This is a genomic window from Paenirhodobacter sp. (genome assembly GCF_050177655.1).
Lineage (GTDB): Bacteria > Pseudomonadota > Alphaproteobacteria > Rhodobacterales > Rhodobacteraceae > Rhodobacter.
On the sequence record NZ_JBFXGV010000049.1, the window covers coordinates 1 to 20,059 of the forward strand.

17 protein-coding genes and 1 other RNA gene are annotated in these 20,059 nt (G+C 67.8%); 4 read left to right on the forward strand and 14 right to left on the reverse strand.

Annotated elements, in window-relative coordinates:
• Positions 1-125 precede the first annotated feature (125 nt).
• The 12 genes from AB7U46_RS14735 to AB7U46_RS14790 form a co-directional block, all read right to left on the reverse strand.
• Positions 126-791, reverse strand: a complete 666-nt coding sequence (locus tag AB7U46_RS14735; RefSeq protein WP_428337739.1) for a glutathione S-transferase family protein — start codon at positions 789-791, stop codon at positions 126-128.
• A 107-nt stretch (positions 792-898) separates the two neighbouring features.
• On the reverse strand, positions 899-1,477 hold the full coding sequence (locus AB7U46_RS14740) for a CHAP domain-containing protein (RefSeq protein ID WP_428337740.1): 579 nt from the start codon (positions 1,475-1,477) through the stop codon (positions 899-901).
• Positions 1,478-1,666: 189 nt separating this feature from the next.
• Positions 1,667-2,047: a TfoX/Sxy family protein gene (locus AB7U46_RS14745; RefSeq protein ID WP_428337741.1), complete on the reverse strand. Its 381-nt coding sequence runs from the start codon at positions 2,045-2,047 to the stop codon at positions 1,667-1,669.
• Complete coding sequence (gene recR, locus AB7U46_RS14750; RefSeq protein ID WP_428337742.1) at positions 2,047-2,646, reverse strand: recombination mediator RecR; 600 nt, start codon at positions 2,644-2,646, stop codon at positions 2,047-2,049. The genes AB7U46_RS14745 and recR overlap by 1 nt, the downstream gene beginning before the upstream one ends.
• 2 nt (positions 2,647-2,648) lie before the next feature.
• A complete protein-coding gene (locus AB7U46_RS14755; RefSeq protein WP_428337743.1) occupies positions 2,649-2,993 on the reverse strand; it encodes a YbaB/EbfC family nucleoid-associated protein in 345 nt (114 codons plus the stop codon).
• A gap of 72 nt (positions 2,994-3,065) precedes the next feature.
• Positions 3,066-4,826 carry a DNA polymerase III subunit gamma/tau gene (locus AB7U46_RS14760; protein WP_428337744.1) on the reverse strand — a complete coding sequence of 587 codons (1,761 nt, stop codon included), beginning with the start codon at positions 4,824-4,826 and terminating at the stop codon, positions 3,066-3,068.
• Between the two features lie 134 nt (positions 4,827-4,960).
• Positions 4,961-9,247 carry a beta strand repeat-containing protein gene (locus AB7U46_RS14765; RefSeq protein ID WP_428337745.1) on the reverse strand — a complete coding sequence of 1,429 codons (4,287 nt, stop codon included), beginning with the start codon at positions 9,245-9,247 and terminating at the stop codon, positions 4,961-4,963.
• Between the two features lie 260 nt (positions 9,248-9,507).
• Positions 9,508-9,606: signal recognition particle sRNA small type (gene ffs, locus AB7U46_RS14770), an RNA gene on the reverse strand.
• A 189-nt stretch (positions 9,607-9,795) separates the two neighbouring features.
• Positions 9,796-10,560, reverse strand: a complete 765-nt coding sequence (locus AB7U46_RS14775; protein WP_428337746.1) for an ABC transporter permease — start codon at positions 10,558-10,560, stop codon at positions 9,796-9,798.
• A complete protein-coding gene (locus tag AB7U46_RS14780; RefSeq protein ID WP_428337747.1) occupies positions 10,560-11,348 on the reverse strand; it encodes an ABC transporter ATP-binding protein in 789 nt (262 codons plus the stop codon). Before AB7U46_RS14780 ends, AB7U46_RS14775 begins: the two co-directional genes overlap by 1 nt.
• Positions 11,349-11,396: 48 nt before the next feature.
• On the reverse strand, positions 11,397-12,410 hold the full coding sequence (locus AB7U46_RS14785) for an ABC transporter substrate-binding protein (RefSeq protein WP_428337748.1): 1,014 nt from the start codon (positions 12,408-12,410) through the stop codon (positions 11,397-11,399).
• Between the two features lie 164 nt (positions 12,411-12,574).
• Positions 12,575-14,524, reverse strand: a complete 1,950-nt coding sequence (locus AB7U46_RS14790) for a bifunctional 2',3'-cyclic-nucleotide 2'-phosphodiesterase/3'-nucleotidase (RefSeq protein WP_428337749.1) — start codon at positions 14,522-14,524, stop codon at positions 12,575-12,577.
• A gap of 289 nt (positions 14,525-14,813) precedes the next feature.
• Here AB7U46_RS14790 and nudC point away from each other — a divergent pair, with 289 nt between their 5' ends.
• Together nudC and AB7U46_RS14800 are read left to right on the forward strand one after the other, a co-directional pair.
• Positions 14,814-15,896: an NAD(+) diphosphatase gene (gene nudC, locus AB7U46_RS14795; RefSeq protein ID WP_428337750.1), complete on the forward strand. Its 1,083-nt coding sequence runs from the start codon at positions 14,814-14,816 to the stop codon at positions 15,894-15,896.
• Positions 15,897-15,983: 87 nt separating this feature from the next.
• Positions 15,984-16,451 carry an SRPBCC family protein gene (locus tag AB7U46_RS14800; RefSeq protein ID WP_428337751.1) on the forward strand — a complete coding sequence of 156 codons (468 nt, stop codon included), beginning with the start codon at positions 15,984-15,986 and terminating at the stop codon, positions 16,449-16,451.
• A 195-nt stretch (positions 16,452-16,646) separates the two neighbouring features.
• On the opposite strand, the gene hemN is transcribed toward AB7U46_RS14800, so the two are convergent.
• Positions 16,647-18,002 (reverse strand): oxygen-independent coproporphyrinogen III oxidase, encoded by a 1,356-nt coding sequence (hemN, locus tag AB7U46_RS14805; RefSeq protein ID WP_428337752.1) that lies wholly within the window; start codon positions 18,000-18,002, stop codon positions 16,647-16,649.
• 58 nt (positions 18,003-18,060) lie between these two features.
• Here hemN and fnrL point away from each other — a divergent pair, with 58 nt between their 5' ends.
• Positions 18,061-18,807 (forward strand): transcriptional regulator FnrL, encoded by a 747-nt coding sequence (gene fnrL / locus AB7U46_RS14810; protein ID WP_428337753.1) that lies wholly within the window; start codon positions 18,061-18,063, stop codon positions 18,805-18,807.
• Positions 18,808-18,830: 23 nt separating this feature from the next.
• Positions 18,831-19,145, forward strand: a complete 315-nt coding sequence (locus tag AB7U46_RS14815; RefSeq protein WP_428337754.1) for a YnfA family protein — start codon at positions 18,831-18,833, stop codon at positions 19,143-19,145.
• A 60-nt stretch (positions 19,146-19,205) separates the two neighbouring features.
• On the opposite strand, the gene AB7U46_RS14820 is transcribed toward AB7U46_RS14815, so the two are convergent.
• Complete coding sequence (locus tag AB7U46_RS14820; RefSeq protein WP_428337755.1) at positions 19,206-20,045, reverse strand: universal stress protein; 840 nt, start codon at positions 20,043-20,045, stop codon at positions 19,206-19,208.
• Positions 20,046-20,059: the final 14 nt, after the last annotated feature.

The window sequence follows — 20,059 nt, forward strand, 5'->3', positions numbered from 1 at the left end:
GCCCCCTCTTTCCTGCGGAAATTCACCCCTGGGATATTTGCCGCACTTTGGAAAGGGGGCGATCTCGTCTTCCAAAGTGAAGAAATATCCCGCGGGGGTCCGGGGGCGCGAAGCCCCCGGCGTGCTCAGAAATCGAGCTCGGCATATTGCGGGGCGGGCGGCATGCCGGGCAGCTGATCGGCGAGCAGCGAGCGGAAGGCCGGGCGCGACTTGATCTTCGCATACCAGTCCTTCACCGCGGCGGAGCGGTTCCAGTCGACATCCGAAATATAGTCGAGGCAGCTCAGATGCGCGGCGGCGGCGAAATCGGCCAAGGTCATCACATCCCCCGCGAGCCAGCGGCGCTGATCGAGCAGCCAGCCCATGTAGTCGAGGTGATACTTGATCGCCGAAAGCCCCTCCTTCACCGTCTTGCTGTCGGGGTAGCCCTTTTTCTGGACCTTCTTCCAGACCCGCTCGCCCATCACCTTGGCGGTGACTTCGGCGTTGAACTTGTCGTCGAACCAGCCGCAGAGCCGGCGCACCTCGTAGCGCGCCTCGGCGTCGCGCGGCATCAGCGGGGGCGTCGGCACCGTCTCGTCGAGATATTCGCAGATCGCCTGGCTCTCGCTCATCAGCCGGGTGTCGAGCCGCAGCACCGGCACCTTGCCCGCGGGGTTGCGGCGCAGGAACTCGGGGCTGCGTTCCCAGTAGCGTTCCTCGACGAGTTCGACTTCGATCTTCTTCTCGGCGAGCGTCAGGCGCACCTTCCGGCAGAAGGGCGAGAGCGCGACGTGATAGAGACGGTTCATCGATGCGTTTCCCCAGTTTTCCCCCGTGATAGCGGGCGGGGCAGGGCGGATCAATGGCCGTGAGGGCAGGCGCGGGGGCGAAGGGGGCGTCGCCGCGGCCCGGCGGCTCAGCCGCGGTCGGAGATGAAGCCCGAGACCGGATAGACGCGGCCGGCGGCGTTCGGCTGGCTCATCACCCGCACCTGGCTCCAGTCGTTTTTCTTCGAAACGTCGATCACCCGCATGCCGAGCGAGACCTGATTGCGCTTCCAGTTCGCGTGATCGACGCGGATCTCGCGGTCGGAGACGATGTCGGAGACGACGGCGACATGGCCCATCGGCATCTTGCGCGTCGCGCTGAAGGCCATCACCGCGCCGACCTTCGGCGCGTGGCTGCGCTCGTAGACGCCATCGGCCTGGCGCCACCAGGTGCCGGCATTGCCGCGCAGCTGCAGCCCGGTGACGTTGCGCGCGAAAGGCACGCACCAGACGCGCTGGCCGCGCTTGTGCATTTCCTGAGCGAGCGCGACGGCGACCTCGCGGCGCTGCGGGTCGATGCCGCTGGCATGGGCGCGCGGGGCGGCGAAATGCATTTCCGTGGGGGAGGACATCTGCGCGGTGCCGGAGCAGGCCGCAAGCGAGAGCGCGAAGGCACAGAGAATCAGGGTCCGAAGGGAGCCCTTCGGGGCGCGGATATCGTCAAGCATCGGGAACGGGGCTCGGTCTTGTTGGTTTTTGCTCGTCTCGAGGGAACTGATACCGGTGATCTGCGTTGATGTTGAAGTCGCGAGAACGTGAATGCGACATCGAGTGGCGGATTCTTGCCACTTGAACTAAACAGTATGGTTTTTAGTTTAAGAATAATCTTTTGGTATCAATTGATTGCCCGGGTTCCCTCAGCGGGCGTCCGGCGCCTTGCGACGGGGGCTTGCGCGGCCATCCTTGCGCGGGCGTTTCGGTTTCGGCGCGGGAATCACCAGATCGAGCAGGCAGACGAGTCGCGCGAGCCAGTCCGAATCCTCCCAAAGATCGGCTTCGATGCGCCACCAGGGCTTCGCGCCGGGGTAGGGCAGGCCTGCGACGGGGGTGTCGAGAAAGGCCGTCACCTCCGGCAATTGCCGCACGAAGAGCGTGTCGTCGCAGATCAGGCCAAGCGTCTTGCCCTCGCGCTGCACCGCATATTCGCCGAACATCCGGCGCAGGGCGACGCCGGCGCAATCGGGGTGCCCGTCGAGCTGTTCGAGGAAGAAGGCGGCGGTTTCCGGATCGGTCGCCATCAGAGCGCACGGCGCGCGCGCAGCGCCGCCTGGATCGTGCCGTCGTCGAGATAGTCGAGCTCGCCGCCGATCGGCACGCCCTGGGCGAGGCTGGTGACCTTGACCCCCGCCTCCTCCAGCGCCTCGGCGATGTAATGCGCGGTGGTCTGGCCCTCGACCGTGGCATTGAGCGCGAGGATCACCTCGGCGATCCCCTCGTCGCGCACCCGCGCGATCAGCCGCGGAATGCCGAGCTCCTCGGGTCCGACCGCGTCGAGCGCGCTCAGCACGCCGCCCAGAACGTGATAGCGGCCCTTGAAGGCATGACCGCGCTCCATCGCCCAGAGATCGGCGACATCCTCGACGACGCAGATCTCGCCCGTCGCGCGGGCGGGATCGGAGCAGATCTCGCAGCTTTCCCCCATCGCGATATTGCCGCAGATCGGGCAATCGCGCGCGGAGGCGGCGACATGGGCAAGGGCGGCGGCGAGCGGCGCCATCTGCCCCTCGCGCCGGCGCAGCAGGTGCAGCACCGCGCGCCGCGCCGAGCGGGGGCCAAGCCCCGGCAGCCGCGCCATCAGCGCGATCAGCCCCTCGATCTCGTCGCGCGGGCCGGCCATGCTCAGCCGGGGATCGGCATGTCGGTGGGCAGGCCGAGCTCGGTCATCAGCTTGCGCTGTTCCTCGGCCTGGCGGGCGATGGCCTTGGCCTGCGCCTCCTTCACCGCGGCGACGATCAGATCCTCGACCACTTCCTTTTCCGAGGCGACGAGGATCGTCGGGTCGATCTCGAGGCCGGTCAGATCGCCCTTGGCGGTGACGCGCGCCTTGACGAGGCCGGCGCCCGCCTCGCCGATCACCACGATCCGGCCAAGCTCCTCCTGCAGGGCGACCATGCGCTCCTGCATCTCCTTCGCGGCCTTCATCATCTTGGCCATGTCGCCAAGCTGGCCCAGTCCCTTCAGCATGTCGCTCTCCCGTCAGGTGTTTCGTCTGAGATACGCACGCCCCCGGCGCGGAACAAGGGGCGGCGGCCCGGCTCAGTGATCCTCGAACGGATCCCATTCGTCCTCGACCTCGGGCAGCGCCTCGGCGGCCTGTTCGAGGGCGAGATCGGCGGCGAGGGTGACCTGTTCGAACTGCGCCTTCGGGAAGGCGGCGAAGATCGCCTGCACCACCGCATTGCCTTCGAGCGCGGCGGCCTTCGCCTCGATCACCGCGGCGTTGCGGACCTCGTCGATCGTCGGCGCGCCGCCCTCGGAGACGACGGAAACGCCCCAGCGCGCGCCGGTCCAGCCCTGCAGCCGGCTTGCCAGCGTCGCGGCGAGGTCGCGTGGGGCCTCGGGGGCGGGTTCGAACTCGATTCGCCCGGGCGAGTAGCGCACGAGGCGCACGCCGCGCTCGACCGCGATCAGCAGGTTCATGTCGCGCATGCGGTGAATGAGCTCGACCACATCCTCGAAACGGGCATAGGCGGAGAGCGCCGGGGCCGCACCGGCCAGCGCCACCGCCGCGCCGGAGGGGGCGCCCGTCAGCATCGGCCCGCCGAGCATCACCCGCGTCGTCGCCGCGGCACGCGGCCCGCCGCCACCGTTGGAGCCGCCCGCCGCGGGGCCGCGCCCGCCGCCCGCGCCACCGCCCTGCTGCACCTTGCGCATCAGCGTCTCCGGGTCGGGCAGATCGGCGACATGGGTCATGCGGATCAGCGCCATCTCGGCCGCCATCATCGCGTTCGGCGCCGAGGACACTTCCTCGATCGCCTTGAGCAGCATCTGCCAGAGGCGCGAGAGCACCCGCATCGGCACCGCCTGCGCCATCGCCTGGCCGCGGGTGCGCTCCTCGGGGGGCACGGTCGGATCCTCGGCCGCCTCGGGGGTGATCTTGATCACCGAAACCCAATGGGTGATCTCGGCCAGATCGCGCAGCACCGCCATCGGGTCGGCGCCGTCGGAATATTGCCCGCCAAGTTCGGTCAGCGCGCCGGCGGCATCGCCCTTCAGCACCATGTCGAAAAGGTCGAGCACGCGGGAGCGATCGGCAAGGCCGAGCATCGCGCGCACCTGTTCGGCGGTGGTTTCCCCGGCCCCATGGCTGATCGCCTGATCGAGCAGCGACATCGCATCGCGCACCGATCCCTCCGCCGCGCGGGTGATCAGCGCAAGCGCATCCTCGGCGATCTGGGCGTGTTCCTTTGCCGCGATGCCGGAGAGATGGGCGATCATCACCTCGGGCTCGATCCGGCGCAGGTCGAAGCGCTGGCAGCGGGAGAGCACCGTCACCGGCACCTTGCGGATCTCGGTGGTGGCGAAGATGAATTTCACATGCGCGGGGGGCTCTTCCAGCGTCTTGAGGAGCGCGTTGAACGCGCTCGTCGAGAGCATGTGGACCTCGTCGATGATATAGACCTTGTAGCGCGCCGAGGCCGCCCGGTAATGCACGCTTTCGATGATCTCGCGGATGTCGCCCACGCCGGTGCGCGAGGCGGCGTCCATCTCCATCACGTCGACATGGCGCCCCTCGGCGATCGCGACGCAATGCTCGCAGACGCCGCAGGGCTCGGTCGTCGGGCCGCCCTTGCCATCGGCGCCGATGCAGTTCAGCCCCTTCGCGATGATCCGCGCGGTGGTGGTTTTGCCGGTGCCGCGGATGCCCGTCATGATGAAGGCCTGCGCGATGCGGTCGGCGGCGAAGGCGTTCTTCAGCGTGCGCACCATCGCCTCCTGACCGATCAGGTCGGCGAAGGTCTGGGGACGGTATTTGCGGGCGAGAACCTGATAGCCGGTCTCGGGGGTGTCGGACATGTGCGCTCCTTCGCGTCGGGGGGGGCTCCTTCGCGTCGGGCGCAGTCTAGCCGGGGCGGGAGAAGTGTCAAACCGATCCGGAAAAGGAAAGGGGGCCCGAAGCCGGGCCCCCTCTTCCTTCGCGGCCTGTCGGCTCAGAGGTAGAAGTTCGAGGTCGTCAGATCGTGCAGGCCGACGAGCTCGATCTCGAAATCCGCGACGCGGTCGCCGTCGACGTCGCCATAGACATAGGTGTTGCCACCGCTCTGTTCATAGCGCAGCTCGCCCGCGGAGCCCGAGAAGGCCGTGGTGCCGATGAAGCTGAAGGCCTGATCGCCGCTCGAGACCGAATTCGCGTCGATCTGATAGAGGTAGATGTCGTCGCGGGTGTCGTCGAAGTTGCGGATCTGGTCGGCCGCACCGAAGGCCGAATCCTCGACCGAGGTGAAGACGAAGATGTCGTAGTTCGTATCGACACCGGCATCGAGCGTGTCCTGGCCCAGCCCGCCGGTCAGCGTGTCGCTGCCCTCGAAGCCGCGCAGCCAGTTGTTCAGCTCGTTGCCGACGATGTCGTTGCTCAGCGCGTTGCCGGTGCCCGCCCAGGCGGAGCCGGTCAGCGTCAGATATTCGACGTTGTCGCCGAGCGTGTAGTTGATCGAGGAAATCACCCGGTCGTAACCGTAGCTCGAGTCCTCGACCACCACGTCGCCGGCATTGTCGACCTCGTAGGTGTCGGAGCCATAGGCGCCCGCCATCGTGTCGGCCCCGGTGCCGCCGAGCAGCGTGTCGGAACCCGAGGAGCCGCCGAGCGAATCGTTGCCCGCACCGCCCTCGAGGGTGAAGGCGGTGTAGGTCGCCGTCGCGCCCTTCCAGGCGATGATGTCGTTCAGCGAGGTGCCGATGACATGCTCGATCGAATTGCCGACGATGGTGTCGGTGCCGTCACCGATGACCACACCGGTCGAGAGATCGACGTTGATCCGGCGCCCGGTGAAATAGGCGTAGGAGATCAGGTCGGTGCCATAGCCGCCGTCGAGCAGGTCGTCGCCCGAACCGCCCATCAGCGTGTCGTCGCCGGAGCCGCCGGTGAGCGTGTCGTCGCCATCCTGGCCGCGCAGCTCGTTGGCATAGCCGTCGCCGGTGATGCTGTCGGCGTAGTTCGTGCCGATCACGTTCTCGATGTAGGAGAGCGTGTCATTGCCGGTGGTGCTGGTGAACTCCGCCGCCGAAGAGCCGTTGAGCGTGCCGGTGACCCCGGCGCCGAGATCGGAGAACACGGCCCAGTCGGTGCCGTTGCCGCCGTTCAGGCTGTCGTTGCCGTTGCCGCCCTGCAGGATGTCGTCGCCGTCGTTGCCAAACAGCGTGTCGTCGCCGTTCACGCCGAGCAGCCGGTCATTGCCCGCGCCGCCGGTGATCACGTTCGCGCCGGCGTTGCCGATGCCGGTGAGCCCGGTCGCCGCGGTCAGGATCAGGTTCTCGACGTCGATATCGCTCAGCCGGAAGTCGACCGAGCTCATCACCGTGTCGTCGCCCGCGCCCGCGGCCTCGACCACCACGTCGCTCGAGTTGTTGACGTAGTAGAGGTCGTCGCCGGTGCCGCCGACCATGCGGTCGACCGCGGCGCCGCCGTCGATCGTGTCGTTGCCGGCGCCGCCGAGGATCGTGTCGCGCCCGGCGCCGCCCTCGAACCACTCGTCGGCCACCGCGCCGATGATGCTGTCGTTGTAGTCGGTGGCGATGATGTGCTCGAAGCCGCTCAGCCGGTCGGTGCCGGTGGAGGTGCTGGTCATCAGCCCTTCCATCCGCCCGCTGATCGCGGCGGTGGCGGCGCTGTAGTCGACGGTGTCGATGTAATGGGTGGAGCCGTAATCCGCGCCGCCATCCATCGAGTCGTTGCCGGAGCCGCCGATCAGCGTGTCGTTGCCATAGCCGCCCGACATCGTGTCATAGCCGTTGCCGCCGATGAACAGGTTGTCCTGACCGGAGTAGTAGTTCCCGTCGGTCATCACGTCGCCGAAGCGCGAGCCGACCACCGCGTCGATGTAGACGAGCTGATCGGTGCCCTCGCCGCCGTCGGCGCTGGTGGCGGTGCCGCCGCTGTAGCTGGTGTTCAGCACGACGGTGACGGCCGAGGTGGCGCCGGAGTAATCGACGGTGTCGAAGCCGCTGTAGCCGTTGATCGTGTCATTGCCGCCGAGGCCGACGAAGACGTTGTCGCCGGTGTCGCCATAGAGGCTGTCGGCAAAGGCCGAACCGGTGAGGTTCTCGATGTTGATCAGCGTGTCGGTCTCGCCCGAGAGCGTGGCGATGCCGGTGTAAAGGCTCGCGTTGACCCCGCTCGCGGCATGTTCGAAGCTCGCGGTGTCGTTGCCGTAGCCGCCGTTGAGCGTGTCATTGCCGCCGAGCCCCTCGAGCACGTTGTTGCCGAGGTTGCCGATGATCAGGTTGTCGCGCGCGTTGCCGGTGCCGTTGATCGCCTCCGAGCCGAGCAGGGTGAGGTTCTCGACATTGGCGGTGATCGCGCGGTTGAGCGTGTAGGTCACGGTGGATTCGACGGTGTCGGTGCCGGCATTCGCCGCCTCGACGATCCGGTCGCCGGTGGAGTTGACGCGATAGACGTCGTCGCCGTCGCCGCCGACGAGCGTGTCGACGCCCGCGCCGCCGTCGAGCGTGTCATTGCCGTCCCCGCCCTCGAGCGAGTCGTTCGAGGCGAGCGCGCCGACCGTCACCGTCTGGGTGTTGGAGATCACCGTGCCGTCGGCGTCGTTGAGCACGAGGCGGGTCTCGATCACATTGGTGCCGGTATTGTCGAGGCCGGGAACGGTGACCGAATATTGCAGCCCGAAGGGGGTCTCGGTCAGCTGATCGGGGGTCAGCGTCGCGATGAGCGTGCCGTTGAGCCAGATCTCGAGCTGTTCGATGTCATCGGTGCTGACCTGCGAATTGAGCAGGCCCGCGGTCAGATCCTCGGGGCTGAGCACATTGAGCGCGGAATCGTTCAGCGCGCCGTCGTCGAGCTCGTCGAGCACGTCGTAATAGCTGCCGGTCGCGTTGATGCCGAGGGCGCGGATCGTGGCGTTGATCCCGTTCGGATCGCGCAGCGTGGCAAGGAGCGAGTCGTAATTGTCCGAGCTCGGCGCGCCGTCGGAGATGAAGAACACCTGGTTGGTGCCGGCCGGCGAGCTGTTGAAGAAGTCGATCGCCTGCTGCAGGCCGGTGTTGTAGTAGGTGCCGCCGAGATCCTGAAGCTGGAGCGCCGCGTCGATCACGTCGGGCACGCCATTGCCGTCATTGTCCGAAAGCGCGCTGCCCACGGTGGTGATGATCGCGGAATCGGAGAAGGGGATCACCGCGATGCGCACGTCGTCGCCGATCCCGGCATCCTGGATCGATTCCACCAGCTGCTGGAAGGCGGCGATGGTGGCGTCGAGCTTGGTATTGGCGATGCCGTCGCCGTTCAGGTCACCGACATCGGCGCCCGCGAAGGCGTCGCCCATGCTGCCCGAGACGTCGAGCACGAAGGCGAGGTTGAAATTGCCTTCGCCCGCGCCGGTGTTGCTGACATAGCCGGTGACGGTCGTCGAGGTCGTGGTCGAGGCCTCGGGCACGCCGGTGCTCAGCGCGATGTCGACGTCGGGATTGCTCGGCGAGGGGGTCGAGGCGACCGAGACGACCTCGGTGCCGCCGGCGTCGCCGACGAGCATGTCGTCGCCGTTGCCGCCATAGAGCGTGTCGTTGCCATTCGCGCCGCGCAGCGTGTCGGCGCCATTGCCGCCGCGCATCAGGTCGTCGCCCGCCGCGCCGATGATCTCATTGGCGAGGGCATTGCCGATGCCGGTGAAATTGCCGCTGCCGGTGAAGGTGAGATTGTCGACGTTGTCGCCCAGCGTGTAGCTGTTCAGCGTGGTCTCGACCCGGTCGATGCCGCCGTTGCGGAATTCGTAGATCTGGTCGCCGGCGTTGATCACGCGATAGATGTCGTCGCCCGAACCGCCGACCATCAGGTCGTTGCCGCCGTCGCCCTGCAGCGTGTCGTTGCCGGCGCCGCCGAACATCGTGTCCGCGCCAAGCCCGCCGCGCAGCAGGTCGTTGCCGTCATAGCCGCGCAGGATGTCGTTCTCGGCGGTGCCGATCACCTCGTCGCTGCCGCTCAGAAGCCCGCCGATCTCGTCGTTCGACATCGCGGTCTCGAAGGCGTCGAAGTCGAGCGTCATCTGTCCGGCGACGAGCATCGACGTGCCGCCCACGGTGTAGCTCGCCGAGGTGATCGTGCCCCCCACGGGCACGCCCCCCGAGAGCACGAAGCTGCCGTTCAGCGTCAGTACCTGGTTGCCGAGTGTATAGGTGACCCGTGTGTCGGTGGCCGAAACCGTGGCGACCACGAAATCGCCGAGTTGCAGATCGGCAATGTCAAACCCATTGCGCACGATAAGTCTGGTCATGGACTTTCCCCCAGAAAGCGAGGCTCGCCGTGGCGCACCCCTTCAAAGCATTCGAAAAACTTCCGGTGGCCACCCCCTGGCCCCGAAGCGTCGCTTCGAGGTCAGTCCTCACAGGCCCACCGAACCTCCGCCCGGAATTTAACCGAATATTAAGCGGAATTGTCAACGTGAGATCACGGGGGCGTGAGGCTATGCCGCAGCCCCGGAAAAATCTAGCCCTGTCCGGTGACGGGCAGATGACGGAACCGGTGGTGTTGGGGGGGTGAGAGGCTGGACATCGACCCAAGCGGGGCTCGTTGCGGCTGCTTCCTTCCGGACCTGACCGGGTTGGCGAGGCGCTCGCCCGCGCCAACCTCTCGAGGCCCATATAGGGGGGCGGTGGCGGATTCGCAACCCCGCTGTGGCGCGGGCGGAAAAGGGGAGGGGGCGCCGCCCCCGTCGCGTTCCGCGACTCCCCCGGAGTATTTCAACCAGGAAATGCGTCGACTTTTTCTTGGCGAAAATACTCCGCGGGGGTCCGGGGGCGCGAAGCCCCCGGCGCGTTTGGTTCAGCCCGGCTGACGCTCGGCCCAGCCGGCGAAGATCTTCTCCAGCGCGACCACGGCGTAATAGAGAACGATCCCGAGGAAGGCCAAGGCGATCAGCACCGCGAACATCAGCGGGTAATCCGAGTTCGTCTGCCCCGAGAGGAAGAGCGCGCCGAGCCCCTTGCCATGCGGCGAGACGATCTCCACGAGGTTCGTGCCGATGAAGGCGAGCGTCACCGACACCTTCAGCGCGCCGAAGAATTCGGGCAGCGTCTTCGGCAGGGCGATCTTGCGGAAGATCGTGAATTTCGAGGCACCGAGCGCGGCGAGGATGTCGCGATATTCGGGTTCGAGCGTGCTCAGCCCGATGCCGACCGACACCGCGATCGGGAAGAAGGAGATCAGGAAGGCCATCAGCACCGTGTTGAAATCATACTGGCCGATGAAGATCAGCGCGATCACCGGCACCAGCGTCGCCTTCGGGATCGCGTTGAAGCCGACGAGCAGCGGGTAAAGCCCGTCGCGCGCGATCTTCGAAAAGCCCATCACCATGCCGAGGAAGGTGCCGAAGATCACCGCGAGGATCAGCCCCGCCACGGTGCGCCAGAGCGTCTCCCAGCCGCGGTCCAGAAACAGCATGTGGTATTTCCAGAAGGCCGCGGGCAGGTCGGAGGGCGAGGCCATCTTGTAATCGGGCCAGTGGTTGATCTGCACCAGCGCTTCCCAGAGCGCGAGAAAGATCACGATCGCGGCGAGCGGCACGAAGATTTTCTGAACCTTGTCCATCAGTGGATCTCCCCGTCGCGGCCCTGGGCGATGCGGATCTGCTCGCGCAGGAGGTGCAGCATCTCGACCGCCTTCGGTTCGTAGAGGATGTCGATCGTGCGATCGGCGGGCAGGTCGACGTCGAGCACGTATTGCGTCTTCGCCGGGCGGCCCGAGAGCACGATCACCTGATCGCCGAGGAAGACGCTCTCGCGCAGGTCATGGGTGATCAGCACGCAGGTGAAGGGCTCGGCCGCGCGCAGATCGCGCATCGTCTGCCAGAGGTCTTCGCGGGTGAAATTGTCGAGCGCGCCGAAGGGCTCGTCCATGATCAGCACCTGCGGCTTGTGCACGATCGCGCGGCACAGGCTCGCGCGCTGGCGCATGCCGCCGGAAAGCTCCGAGGGGCGCTTCGTCTCGAAGCCCTTCAGCCCGACCATCTCGAGCAGATGCGCGGCGCGCGCTTCCTTGTCGGATTTCGACATCCCCGGCGCGACGATCTCGAGCGGCAGGATGACGTTCTCGAGGATCGTGCGCCATTCGAGCATCACCGGGTTCTGGAACGCCATGCCCACGGTCTTGCGCGGGCTCGACACCTCCTGACCGTCGAGCACGACGGCCCCCTCGTCGGGGCGCATCAGCCCGGAAATGAGCCGCGTCAGCGTCGATTTTCCGCAGCCCGAGGGGCCGACGACGGCGCAGAACTCGCCCTCGCCCACCGCCACGTCGAGCCCGTCGAGCACCGGCAGCGGGCCGTGTTTCGTCTTGTAGGCGTGTTTCACGCCCTTGATATCAATGAATTTCTGCATTCCCACCCCCGCAAGAGGAGGGGGCCCGAAGGCCCCCGTCCGTTCGTCTTATTGCAGCATCAGGCTGCCATCGGTGGGCAGATATTCCGGGTCGAAGAAGGTCTTCGCCTCGGGCGTCGTCTTGAACGCGTAGGTGGTGCCGAGCTGTTCGATCGAGGTCGCGAACCGCGCCGGATCGACCGAGCCGATGCCATGTTCCTTGACGTAATCGGTCAGCACATTGCCCGAGATCGCCAGTTCGAGCCGCTTCGTCTCGAGGCTCGCATCGGCGGCGGGGTTGCGCTTCACCAGCGTCTCGACCGCGGCGGCGGGGGCGGCGATCGCATCCTTCCAGCCCTTCGCCGTGGCACGGATGAAGCCGGTGACGGCCTCCGGGTTCGCCTTCGCGAAATCGGTGTTCACGATCACCGCATTGCCGTAAAGCGCGACGCCGTAATCGGCCATCAGTAGCACGGTGAGGTCATCGGCGGGCACGCCGAGGCGTTCGGCGTTCAGCGTCGAGGTGAAGGAGAAGCCGGTGATCGCGGCGACCTTGCCCTCGGCCAGCATCGGCTCGCGCACCGGGAAGCCGACCGGCTCGACGGTGATCTTCGTCATGTCGAGCCCCTGCTCCTTGGCGAAGATCGGGAATTGCGCCCAGGCGCCATCCGGCGGCGGCGCGCCGAGCACCTTGCCCTCGAGATCCTTCGGCGTCTCGATGCCGAGCGATTTGCGCCCGACGACGGCGAAGGGCGGCTTGTCATAGACCATCATCACCGCGGTCACCGGGGCGCCGGGGTTCTGGTCGAGGAATTTCATCAGCGAGTTGATGTCGGTGAAGCCGACCGGATAGGCGCCGGTCGCGACCTTCGGGATCGCGTCGAGCGAGCCCGCGCCCTCGGTCACCGTCACGTCGAGCCCCTCGGCCTTGTAATAGCCCTTGTCGACGGCGAGCGTGTAGGGCGCGGCGGGGCCTTCGAATTTCCAGTCGAGCGCGAAGGGCATCGCGGTCTCGGCAAGGGCGGGGGTGGCGGCGGCGAGGAAGCTCGCGGCGGCCAGTCCGGCAAGGGGGTGGTGGAACATGGTCTAACTCCCGAGGTAGCGTTCGGGGCGACAGTGGCGCCGCCTCGGGGGAGGGGGAAGCGTGGCGCCGCTCCCCCGGCCTGCGGCAAAAGGGGATTGGCGCAAAATTGGGCCAACTGGTAAAATTCGCCCAATAGTTAGGCGTATGCTGAAGAGTTGCGCGTTCAGCCGGTCGATTCGTCGGCGAAATGCAGGCGGTAGCGCAGGAAGCCGGTCGCGGTGAGGCCGATTTCCTCGATCCGCGTGCGGCCGGAGGGGCAGGGTGCTGCGGCGGCCTGCGGCGCGGTGTCGAACAGCGCGCTGGCGCCGGGGATCGCGGCAAAGCGCCAGATCGGATGCGGTTCGGGGGTGAGCAGCGCCACCTCCTGCACCGCCTCGGCGAGGATCATGTGCAGATCCATCGAGGGGCCGAGCGGGATGCCGGGGCCGGTCGCCTCGGCGAAACCACCGGCACCCGAGGCGCGGTAATTGTTCGTCGCCACCACGAATTCCTGATCGGGATCGAGCGGCCTGCCGGCAAAGCGCAGGTCGCGGATGCGCCGCGTGGCGGGGTCGGCGAGGCTGCCGTCGGGGTGGAACCGCGCCGGAACGGTCGGGTCGATCTCGTAGTGGAGCCCGTCGATCACGTCGAAATTGTAGCAGGGGAAGGCGGGGTCGAGCAGCGGCTGATCGGTGGCGCCGGGGCGGATCCGGGCGAAGACGCCGGCGGCGCGCTCGAGCCAGTCGGCGATCTGCCGGCCGCTGACGCGCACCGCGGTGATCGTGTTCGGAAAGGCGTAGAGATCGGCGATGTGTTTTTGCCGCAGCGGTCCCGCGGGGATGTCGACGAAGAAATTCGGCCCGCCGCGGCCGCCGCAGCGCGCGGGCGCCACCGCCGAGAGGAGCGGCAGCGCGGCTTCGGGGCGCTGGGCGATACGACGCGCGACATGGCTGCGCTGCACGGCGGCGATCAGGCTCAGCCCGGCATCGGGCGCGACCAGCGAGAAGAAGCTGTTGAGCGGGGTGGCGAGCTGACCGAGCGAACGGCGGATATAGCCCAGCGTCTCGGCATGCGCAGGGGCGCAGCTGCGCTTGAGCGCGGGGGCCTCGGCCGCGAGCGAGACGACGCGGTCGGGCCCGGTGCGCCGCGCGATCGGTTGCAGCGCGACGGCGAAATCGGCAACGCCCCAGCGGCCATCGGCCCCGTGCCGCAGCCGCAGGTCGGCGAGGCCGAGATGCGACCCCCAGCGCCCGGGCTGCACCGCGGGTTTGCCGAGAAGCGCGCCGCGGGTCCGGTCGGCGCCGGGCGGGGCGGGGGCCGCGGGGCTGGGAAAACATTCATGCGTATGGCCAAGGATCAGCGCGTCGATCCCCGCCACCGCGGCCAGCGGCAGCGCGGCATGTTCGGTCTCCGGATCGGTCGCATCGGCACTGCCCTCCGGGTCGATCCCGGTATGGGCGAGGGCGATCACCAGATCCGCCCCGGCCGCGCGCAGCGCCGGCACATGGATCTGCGCCGCTTCGACGATGCCCTGCGCGCGCATCCGCCCGGCCAAGAGCGCGCGATCCCATTGCACCGTCTGCGGCGGCAGAAAGCCGATCACCCCGATCTTCAGTCGGTGGCGCGCGCCCCGCGCATCGGTCAGCTCGCGCTCGAGCAGCGCCCAGGGCGGCAGCAGCGTCTGCTCCCCGCCCGCCGGCTGATGGCGCAGCGCATTGGCGCTGACGATCGGGAAGCGCGCCCCCTCGAGTGCGCGCATCGCGAAGTCGAGGCCGAAGTTGAACTCGTGATTGCCGAGCGTCGCCGCGTCATAGCCGAGCGCATTCATCGCCGCGATCATCGGGTGGATCTCGCCGTGGTTCAGCCCGCGCACCCGCGCCCAGTAATCGACGAGCGGCGTGCCTTGCAGGAAATCGCCATTGTCGAAAAGCAGCGTGTTCGGCACCGCGGCCCGGGCGCGTTCGATCAGCGTGGCGACGCGCGTCAGCCCGACCTCGCGGCAGGGCCGGTCGGCGAGATAGTCGTAGCCGGCCAGAAACCCGTGCAGATCCGTCGTCGCGAGAAGCCGCAACGTCACGTCCGCAGGCGCGTGATCTTGCAGGTCGGGGTGATCCCCGTCTGCCCAATACTTCATCCCAGATCCCCTCACCCGTCTTGCGCGGGTATGGTGCGGCGCCGACGCCCCAATCGGAGGCCGCAACCTAAGGTAGAATGACTGGGGCCCCGGGTGAAAGGAAAATATCCACAGGGCGGGCGTCGTGGCGGCGGGCGTGTTCCGCGCGCAACGGCCGGGCGCGGGGCGGGCGCCGGCGTGCGCGGGTCGGGGGGGGGCACGCGACGGGCTGGCCTCATGCGCCGGGGCGTGCCAGAAAGGGGCGGCACAGCGGGGGCGATGCCCGCGCCCTGACCGAGCGGAGCCCGTGATGTCCGATGTGATCCCGTTTCCCTCAGCCGCGCCGCGGCCCCAGCCCTCCTCCGCAAAGGATGCGCCCGCGCCGCAGCCGCCCGAGGATGCGGCGCGCGATCTGCGCCCGGGGCTTGCCTTCGCCGGGTCCGGGCTCGAACGCGCCGCGGCGCTGCGCGGCCGGCCCGAGGTGCTCGCGCGCCATCTCGCCGATCCCGCGACGCGGATCCTGCCGCTCTGGCGCGGCCGGCCGCTCTTCGCGCCCGAAACCGCCGCGGTCGATCCGGCGATCGGCGGCGGGCTCGTCGCGCTTGCGCCCGGGGCGCCGCTGCTCGAGGCCGCGACCCAGCCGCCGATCTTCCTCGGCCTCTCCGCCGGGGTGCCGGTCTTCGCCGCCGATGTCTCGGCCTGGGTGCCGCAGGGGGTGCTGCCCGATCCGGCGGCCTTCTTCGACGCCTCGGAACAGATCCACCCCGACCTGCCGCCCGGCGCGGTCTTCGCCGAGCTGCGCGGGCAGATGGCGCGACTCGATCCACGCGCGGCCGAGCTTGCCGCGAGTGCGCGGGCGCTGCTGAACTGGCATCAGAGCCATCGCTTCTGCTCCGCCTGCGGCGCGCCCTCCGAGCCCACGCAGGCCGGCTGGCAGCGCGGCTGCCCAAGCTGCGGCGCGCAGCATTTTCCGCGCACCGATCCGGTCGTCATCATGCGGGTGACGCGGGGCAATTCGGTGCTGCTCGGCCGCTCGCCGGGCTGGCCCGAGGGGATGTATTCCTGCCTCGCGGGCTTCATGGAGCCGGGCGAGCCGATGGAGGGCGCGGTGCGCCGCGAGGTCTTCGAGGAAACCGCGGTGCGGGTCGGCGCGGTGCGCTACCTCGCCTCGCAGCCCTGGCCGTTCCCGGCCTCGCTGATGCTCGGCTGCGCGGCCGAGGCGCTGAGCACGCAGATCCGGCTCGACCCGGTCGAGCTCGAGGATGCGGTCTGGATCAGCCGCGAGCGGCTCGCCGATGTCTTCGCCGGGGCCGATCGCGTGATCCGCGCGCCACGGCCCGGCGCAATCGCGGGCTGGATGCTGCGCGAATGGCTTGCGGATCGGCGCGAATGACGGCAGCGTGAGCGGAAGCTTCGGGCGGGGGCAACGACCGGACAGCGGGCGCGCAATTTCACGCCCGAAAAACACAAGGGCAAGGCCATGAAATTTTCCAATCGCGTCGATGTCGCCGCTCCCGTGGATTTCGTCTTCGACCAGCTCGCGGATTTCTCCTCCTTCGAGCGCGCGGCGCTGCGCAAGGGGATCTCGCTGCAGCGGCTCGACGCGCTCGAGGCGCCGGGGGCGGGCATGTCCTGGGACATCGGCTTTCGCATGCGCGGCCGGCAGCGGCGGCTGATCGCCGACATCCGCCGCTACGAGCGGCCCGAATGGCTCGAATACGAGGGCACCTCGCAGGGGTTCCACCTGATCCTGACGCTGCAGCTGATGGCGCTCGCCAAGGGCCGCACGCGGCTCTCGACCGGGTTCGAGGTGAAGCCGCGCACGCTCGGCGCGCGGCTGCTGGTGCAATCGGCAAAGCTCGGTCGCGGCAATCTCGAACGGCGCTATGACGAGCGGGTGAAGGCCTTCGCCCGCGCGATCGAGGCGAAGGCGGGCGCGGCGGCCTGACCCCGCGCACGGTGGCAGGGCAGGGGCGCTGCCCCTCTTTGCGCCAGGGCGCAAATTCACCCCGGGATATTTCCGCTCTGTAGAATGCGCCTTCTATAGAGGAAAAATATCCCCGCCGGAGGCTCCGCATCTTCCGCCCGCGCGCCGAATCGAAAGGGGCGCCCCGCGGCGCCCCTCCCGGATGACTTCGGTCGCTCAGATCGCCGAGCTGTGGCCCGCTTTCGACAGGTCGTAGGCGTCGAAATGGCGCGCGATCATGCGGGTGAGGGGGCGGCCCTTCTCGGGGATCTCGAGCCCCGCGGCGGTGAGCGTCACCATGTCGCCGAAATGCTCCGCGCAGTGCGCGAACATCGCGTCGAGCGCGGCGGGATCGGCGCCGAATTCGGTGACGAGCTCCGTGCGCGAGACCTTGAAGTCGCACATCAGCGCCTCGATCAGCCGCGCGCGCATCTTGTCCTCGGCGGTGAAGGCATGGCCGCGCGCGGTGGAGAAATGCCCCTCGCGGATCGCGCCGGTATGCGCGCCGGTGGCGGAGGCGTTCTGCGCATAGCCCTGCGGGAAGCGCGAGATCGAGGAGGCGCCCATGCCGACGAGCGCCTCGGCGAGATCGTCGGTATAGCCCTGGAAATTGCGCCGCAGCTTGCCCGCCTTCTGCGCGATCGACAGCCCGTCGGTCGGCAGCGCGAAATGGTCGATGCCGATCTCGTCGTAGCCATCGGCGACGAAGAGCTGGCGCGCCACTTCGAAAAGTTCGAGCCGCTCCTGCGGCGTCGGCAGGTGATCCGAGGGGATCATGTTCTGCCGCCGTGCCATCCAGGGCACATGGGCATAGCCGTAAAGCGCGACGCGGTCGGGGTTCAGCGAGAGCAGTTTCTGCACCGAATCGGCGATCTTCGTGGGCGTCTGATGCGGCAGCCCGTAGAGGATGTCGGCGTTGAGGCTCTTGACCCCCCGCTCGCGGATCATGTCGACCGCGGCGCGGGTGACCTCATAGCTCTGGTCGCGGCCGATCACGCTTTGAATGAACGGGTCGAAATCCTGCACCCCGATCGAGGCGCGGTTGAGCCCGCTTTCGGCGAGCGCATCCATCCGTGCGGCGTCGATCTCGTTCGGGTCGATCTCGACCGAGAATTCCGCGCCCTCGCCCATCGGCACCGCTTCGAAGACGGCGCCGGCGACGCGGCGCATCATGTCGGCGGGCATCAGGGTCGGTGTGCCGCCGCCCCAATGCAGCCGCGAAAGCGTGACGCCCGGCGCAAGCCGCGCCTTCAGCATCTTCAGCTCGGCGAGCAGGGTTTCGGCATAGGCGCGCACCGGCTCGTCGCTTTGCGTGCCCTGGGTGCGGCAGGCGCAGAACCAGCACAGCCGCCGGCAGAAGGGGACGTGCATGTAAAGCGAGATCGACGCCCCTGCGGGAATCGCCTCGATCCATTGCGCGAAATGCGACGGCCCCACTTCGGTCGAGAAATGGGGCGCGGTCGGGTAGCTGGTGTATCGGGGCACACGGGCATCGAACAGCCCGAGCCGCGTCAGTTGCGATTCATGTTTCATGCGGGTATGTTTAGCGATAAGACCCGCCTCGGAATTTGACACAAATCAAGTGGAACAGATGGCACACGACGACGTGTATCCGGTCTCGCTCAATTGCGGGGACTGTCCGATCCGGCACCGGGCCGTCTGTGCGCGCTGCGAGACGGACGAGATCGACGAACTCGAATCGATCAAATATTATCGCAGCTTCGAGGCCGGCCAGACGATCATCTGGTCGGGCGACAAGATGGATTTCGTGGCCTCGGTGGTTTCGGGCATCGCGACGCTGACGCAGACGCTCGAGGACGGGCGCACGCAGATGGTCGGCCTGCTGCTGCCCTCCGATTTCGTCGGGCGCCCCGGGCGCGACGCGGCGGCCTATAACGTCACCGCGACCACCGACATCCTGATGTGTTGCTTCCGCCGCAAGCCCTTCGAGGAGATGATGGAGCGTACGCCCCATATCGCGCAGCGGCTGTTGCAGATGACGCTCGACGAGCTGGATGCCGCGCGGGAATGGATGCTGCTCCTGGGCCGCAAGACGGCGCGGGAAAAGATCGCCTCGCTGCTCTCGATCGTGGCGCGGCGCGATGCCTCGATCAAGATGCGGATGACGACGGGGCGGATGACCTTCGACCTGCCGCTCACGCGCGAGGCGATGGCGGATTATCTCGGGCTGACGCTGGAAACGGTGAGCCGGCAGATCTCGGCGCTCAAACGCGACGGGGTGATCGAGCTGGCCGGCAAGCGGCATGTGACGGTGCCCGACATGGATCGGCTGCTGATCGAGGCGGGCGACGACAGCGACGGCGGTCTGCTGGTTTGATCGGGGCAGGAATGGCGGCCTTCATGATCTATCTCGGCGTCGCCCTTGCCGAAATTTTCGCCTGTATCGCCTTCTGGATGTGGTCGCGCCGCGGGCGCTCGATCGGCTGGCTCGTGGCCTGTATGGTGTCGCTCCTGCTCCTTGCGGCGCTGTTCACCCAAAGCCCGCCCGACGTTGCGTGGCGCAGTGTGTGGATTTCCGGCGCTCTCTATGTCGTGGCCGGGATTGGCTGGAAGTGGCTTGCGGAGCGGCGGCGCCTGGAACAGCGCGAGCTGATCGGGGGCGGGCTTTGCCTTTGCGCGATTGCGATGATTCTTCTGGCCCCATACGACGCCTGAGCGCGGGCGCACTGAAAACGGCACCCCGGAGGGCGCCGCTTCGGTCTCGGGTTCCGGCGCTCAATGCGCCATCAGCACCGGCACTTCGGCCATTTCCAGCATATGCCGGGTCGCGCCGCCGAGGATCGCCTCGCGGAAGCGGCTATGGCCATAGGCACCCATCACGATCATGTCTGCGTGGCTGTCGCGCACATGGCGGTTCAGCACGTCCGAAATCCGCGGCATCGTCTTCGCCAGCACCGAGACCTCGACATGCACGCCCTGCCGCGCGAGCCACTGGCTGAGCTGGCCGCCCGGGTCCGAGCGTTCCGGCCCATGCGCCGGCGGGTCGATCACGGTGATGTCGACGAGATCGGCCGCCTTGAGCAGCGGCAGCGCCTTGCGGATCGCGCTCATCGCCTCGTTCGACTGGTTCCAGGCGATCACGACGCGGCGCGCGATCTGCGCGGTGTCGCATTTCTCCGGCACGATCAGCACCGGCACCTGGCCCTCGAAGAGCGCGGCCTCGACCGCCGCCTCGAGCTCCTGGCCGCGGCTTTCGCCATAGGGCGGGCCCATCACCACCAGATCGGCGAAGCGCGCGCGCAGCCCGGCGACCGTCGCGATCGCGCCGATCTGCGCCACCACCGCCTCGACCGACCAGCGGATGTCCTCCGCCGCGAGCCGCTCTTTCATCGCGCTCTCGAGCGCGCGGGCGTCATCCTGCGCACGGTCGAGCGCGTCCTGCTGCACGAAGGCGGTCGCGCCCGCGTAATAATAACCGGTCTGCGTGCGGTCGACGCCCATGCAGAGCACGTCGAGATGCGCATCTTCCCGCCGGGCCAGGGCCACGGCGGCATCCATCTGGGGCCGCGCCGTGGCGGCATCGGTCACGATGGTAAGTAAAGTCTTGTAAGCCATGACAAAAGCCTCTT

Excerpts from the sequence above, each read along its gene's own strand:
- AB7U46_RS14820 (WP_428337755.1), bottom strand. The coding sequence starts at position 20,045 with ATGGCTTACAAGACTTTACTTACCATCGTGACCGATGCCGCCACGGCG.
- AB7U46_RS14800 (WP_428337751.1), top strand. The coding sequence starts at position 15,984 with ATGAAATTTTCCAATCGCGTCGATGTCGCCGCTCCCGTGGATTTCGTC.
- AB7U46_RS14780 (WP_428337747.1), bottom strand. The coding sequence starts at position 11,348 with ATGCAGAAATTCATTGATATCAAGGGCGTGAAACACGCCTACAAGACG.
- AB7U46_RS14745 (WP_428337741.1), bottom strand. The coding sequence starts at position 2,047 with ATGGCGACCGATCCGGAAACCGCCGCCTTCTTCCTCGAACAGCTCGAC.
- AB7U46_RS14765 (WP_428337745.1), bottom strand. The coding sequence starts at position 9,247 with ATGACCAGACTTATCGTGCGCAATGGGTTTGACATTGCCGATCTGCAA.
- recR (WP_428337742.1), bottom strand. The coding sequence starts at position 2,646 with ATGGCCGGCCCGCGCGACGAGATCGAGGGGCTGATCGCGCTGATGGCG.
- fnrL (WP_428337753.1), top strand. The coding sequence starts at position 18,061 with ATGGCACACGACGACGTGTATCCGGTCTCGCTCAATTGCGGGGACTGT.
- hemN (WP_428337752.1), bottom strand. The coding sequence starts at position 18,002 with ATGAAACATGAATCGCAACTGACGCGGCTCGGGCTGTTCGATGCCCGT.
- AB7U46_RS14740 (WP_428337740.1), bottom strand. The coding sequence starts at position 1,477 with ATGCTTGACGATATCCGCGCCCCGAAGGGCTCCCTTCGGACCCTGATT.
- AB7U46_RS14755 (WP_428337743.1), bottom strand. The coding sequence starts at position 2,993 with ATGCTGAAGGGACTGGGCCAGCTTGGCGACATGGCCAAGATGATGAAG.
- AB7U46_RS14775 (WP_428337746.1), bottom strand. The coding sequence starts at position 10,560 with ATGGACAAGGTTCAGAAAATCTTCGTGCCGCTCGCCGCGATCGTGATC.
- AB7U46_RS14735 (WP_428337739.1), bottom strand. The coding sequence starts at position 791 with ATGAACCGTCTCTATCACGTCGCGCTCTCGCCCTTCTGCCGGAAGGTG.
- AB7U46_RS14790 (WP_428337749.1), bottom strand. The coding sequence starts at position 14,524 with ATGAAGTATTGGGCAGACGGGGATCACCCCGACCTGCAAGATCACGCG.
- nudC (WP_428337750.1), top strand. The coding sequence starts at position 14,814 with ATGTCCGATGTGATCCCGTTTCCCTCAGCCGCGCCGCGGCCCCAGCCC.
- AB7U46_RS14785 (WP_428337748.1), bottom strand. The coding sequence starts at position 12,410 with ATGTTCCACCACCCCCTTGCCGGACTGGCCGCCGCGAGCTTCCTCGCC.
- AB7U46_RS14760 (WP_428337744.1), bottom strand. The coding sequence starts at position 4,826 with ATGTCCGACACCCCCGAGACCGGCTATCAGGTTCTCGCCCGCAAATAC.
- AB7U46_RS14815 (WP_428337754.1), top strand. The coding sequence starts at position 18,831 with ATGATCTATCTCGGCGTCGCCCTTGCCGAAATTTTCGCCTGTATCGCC.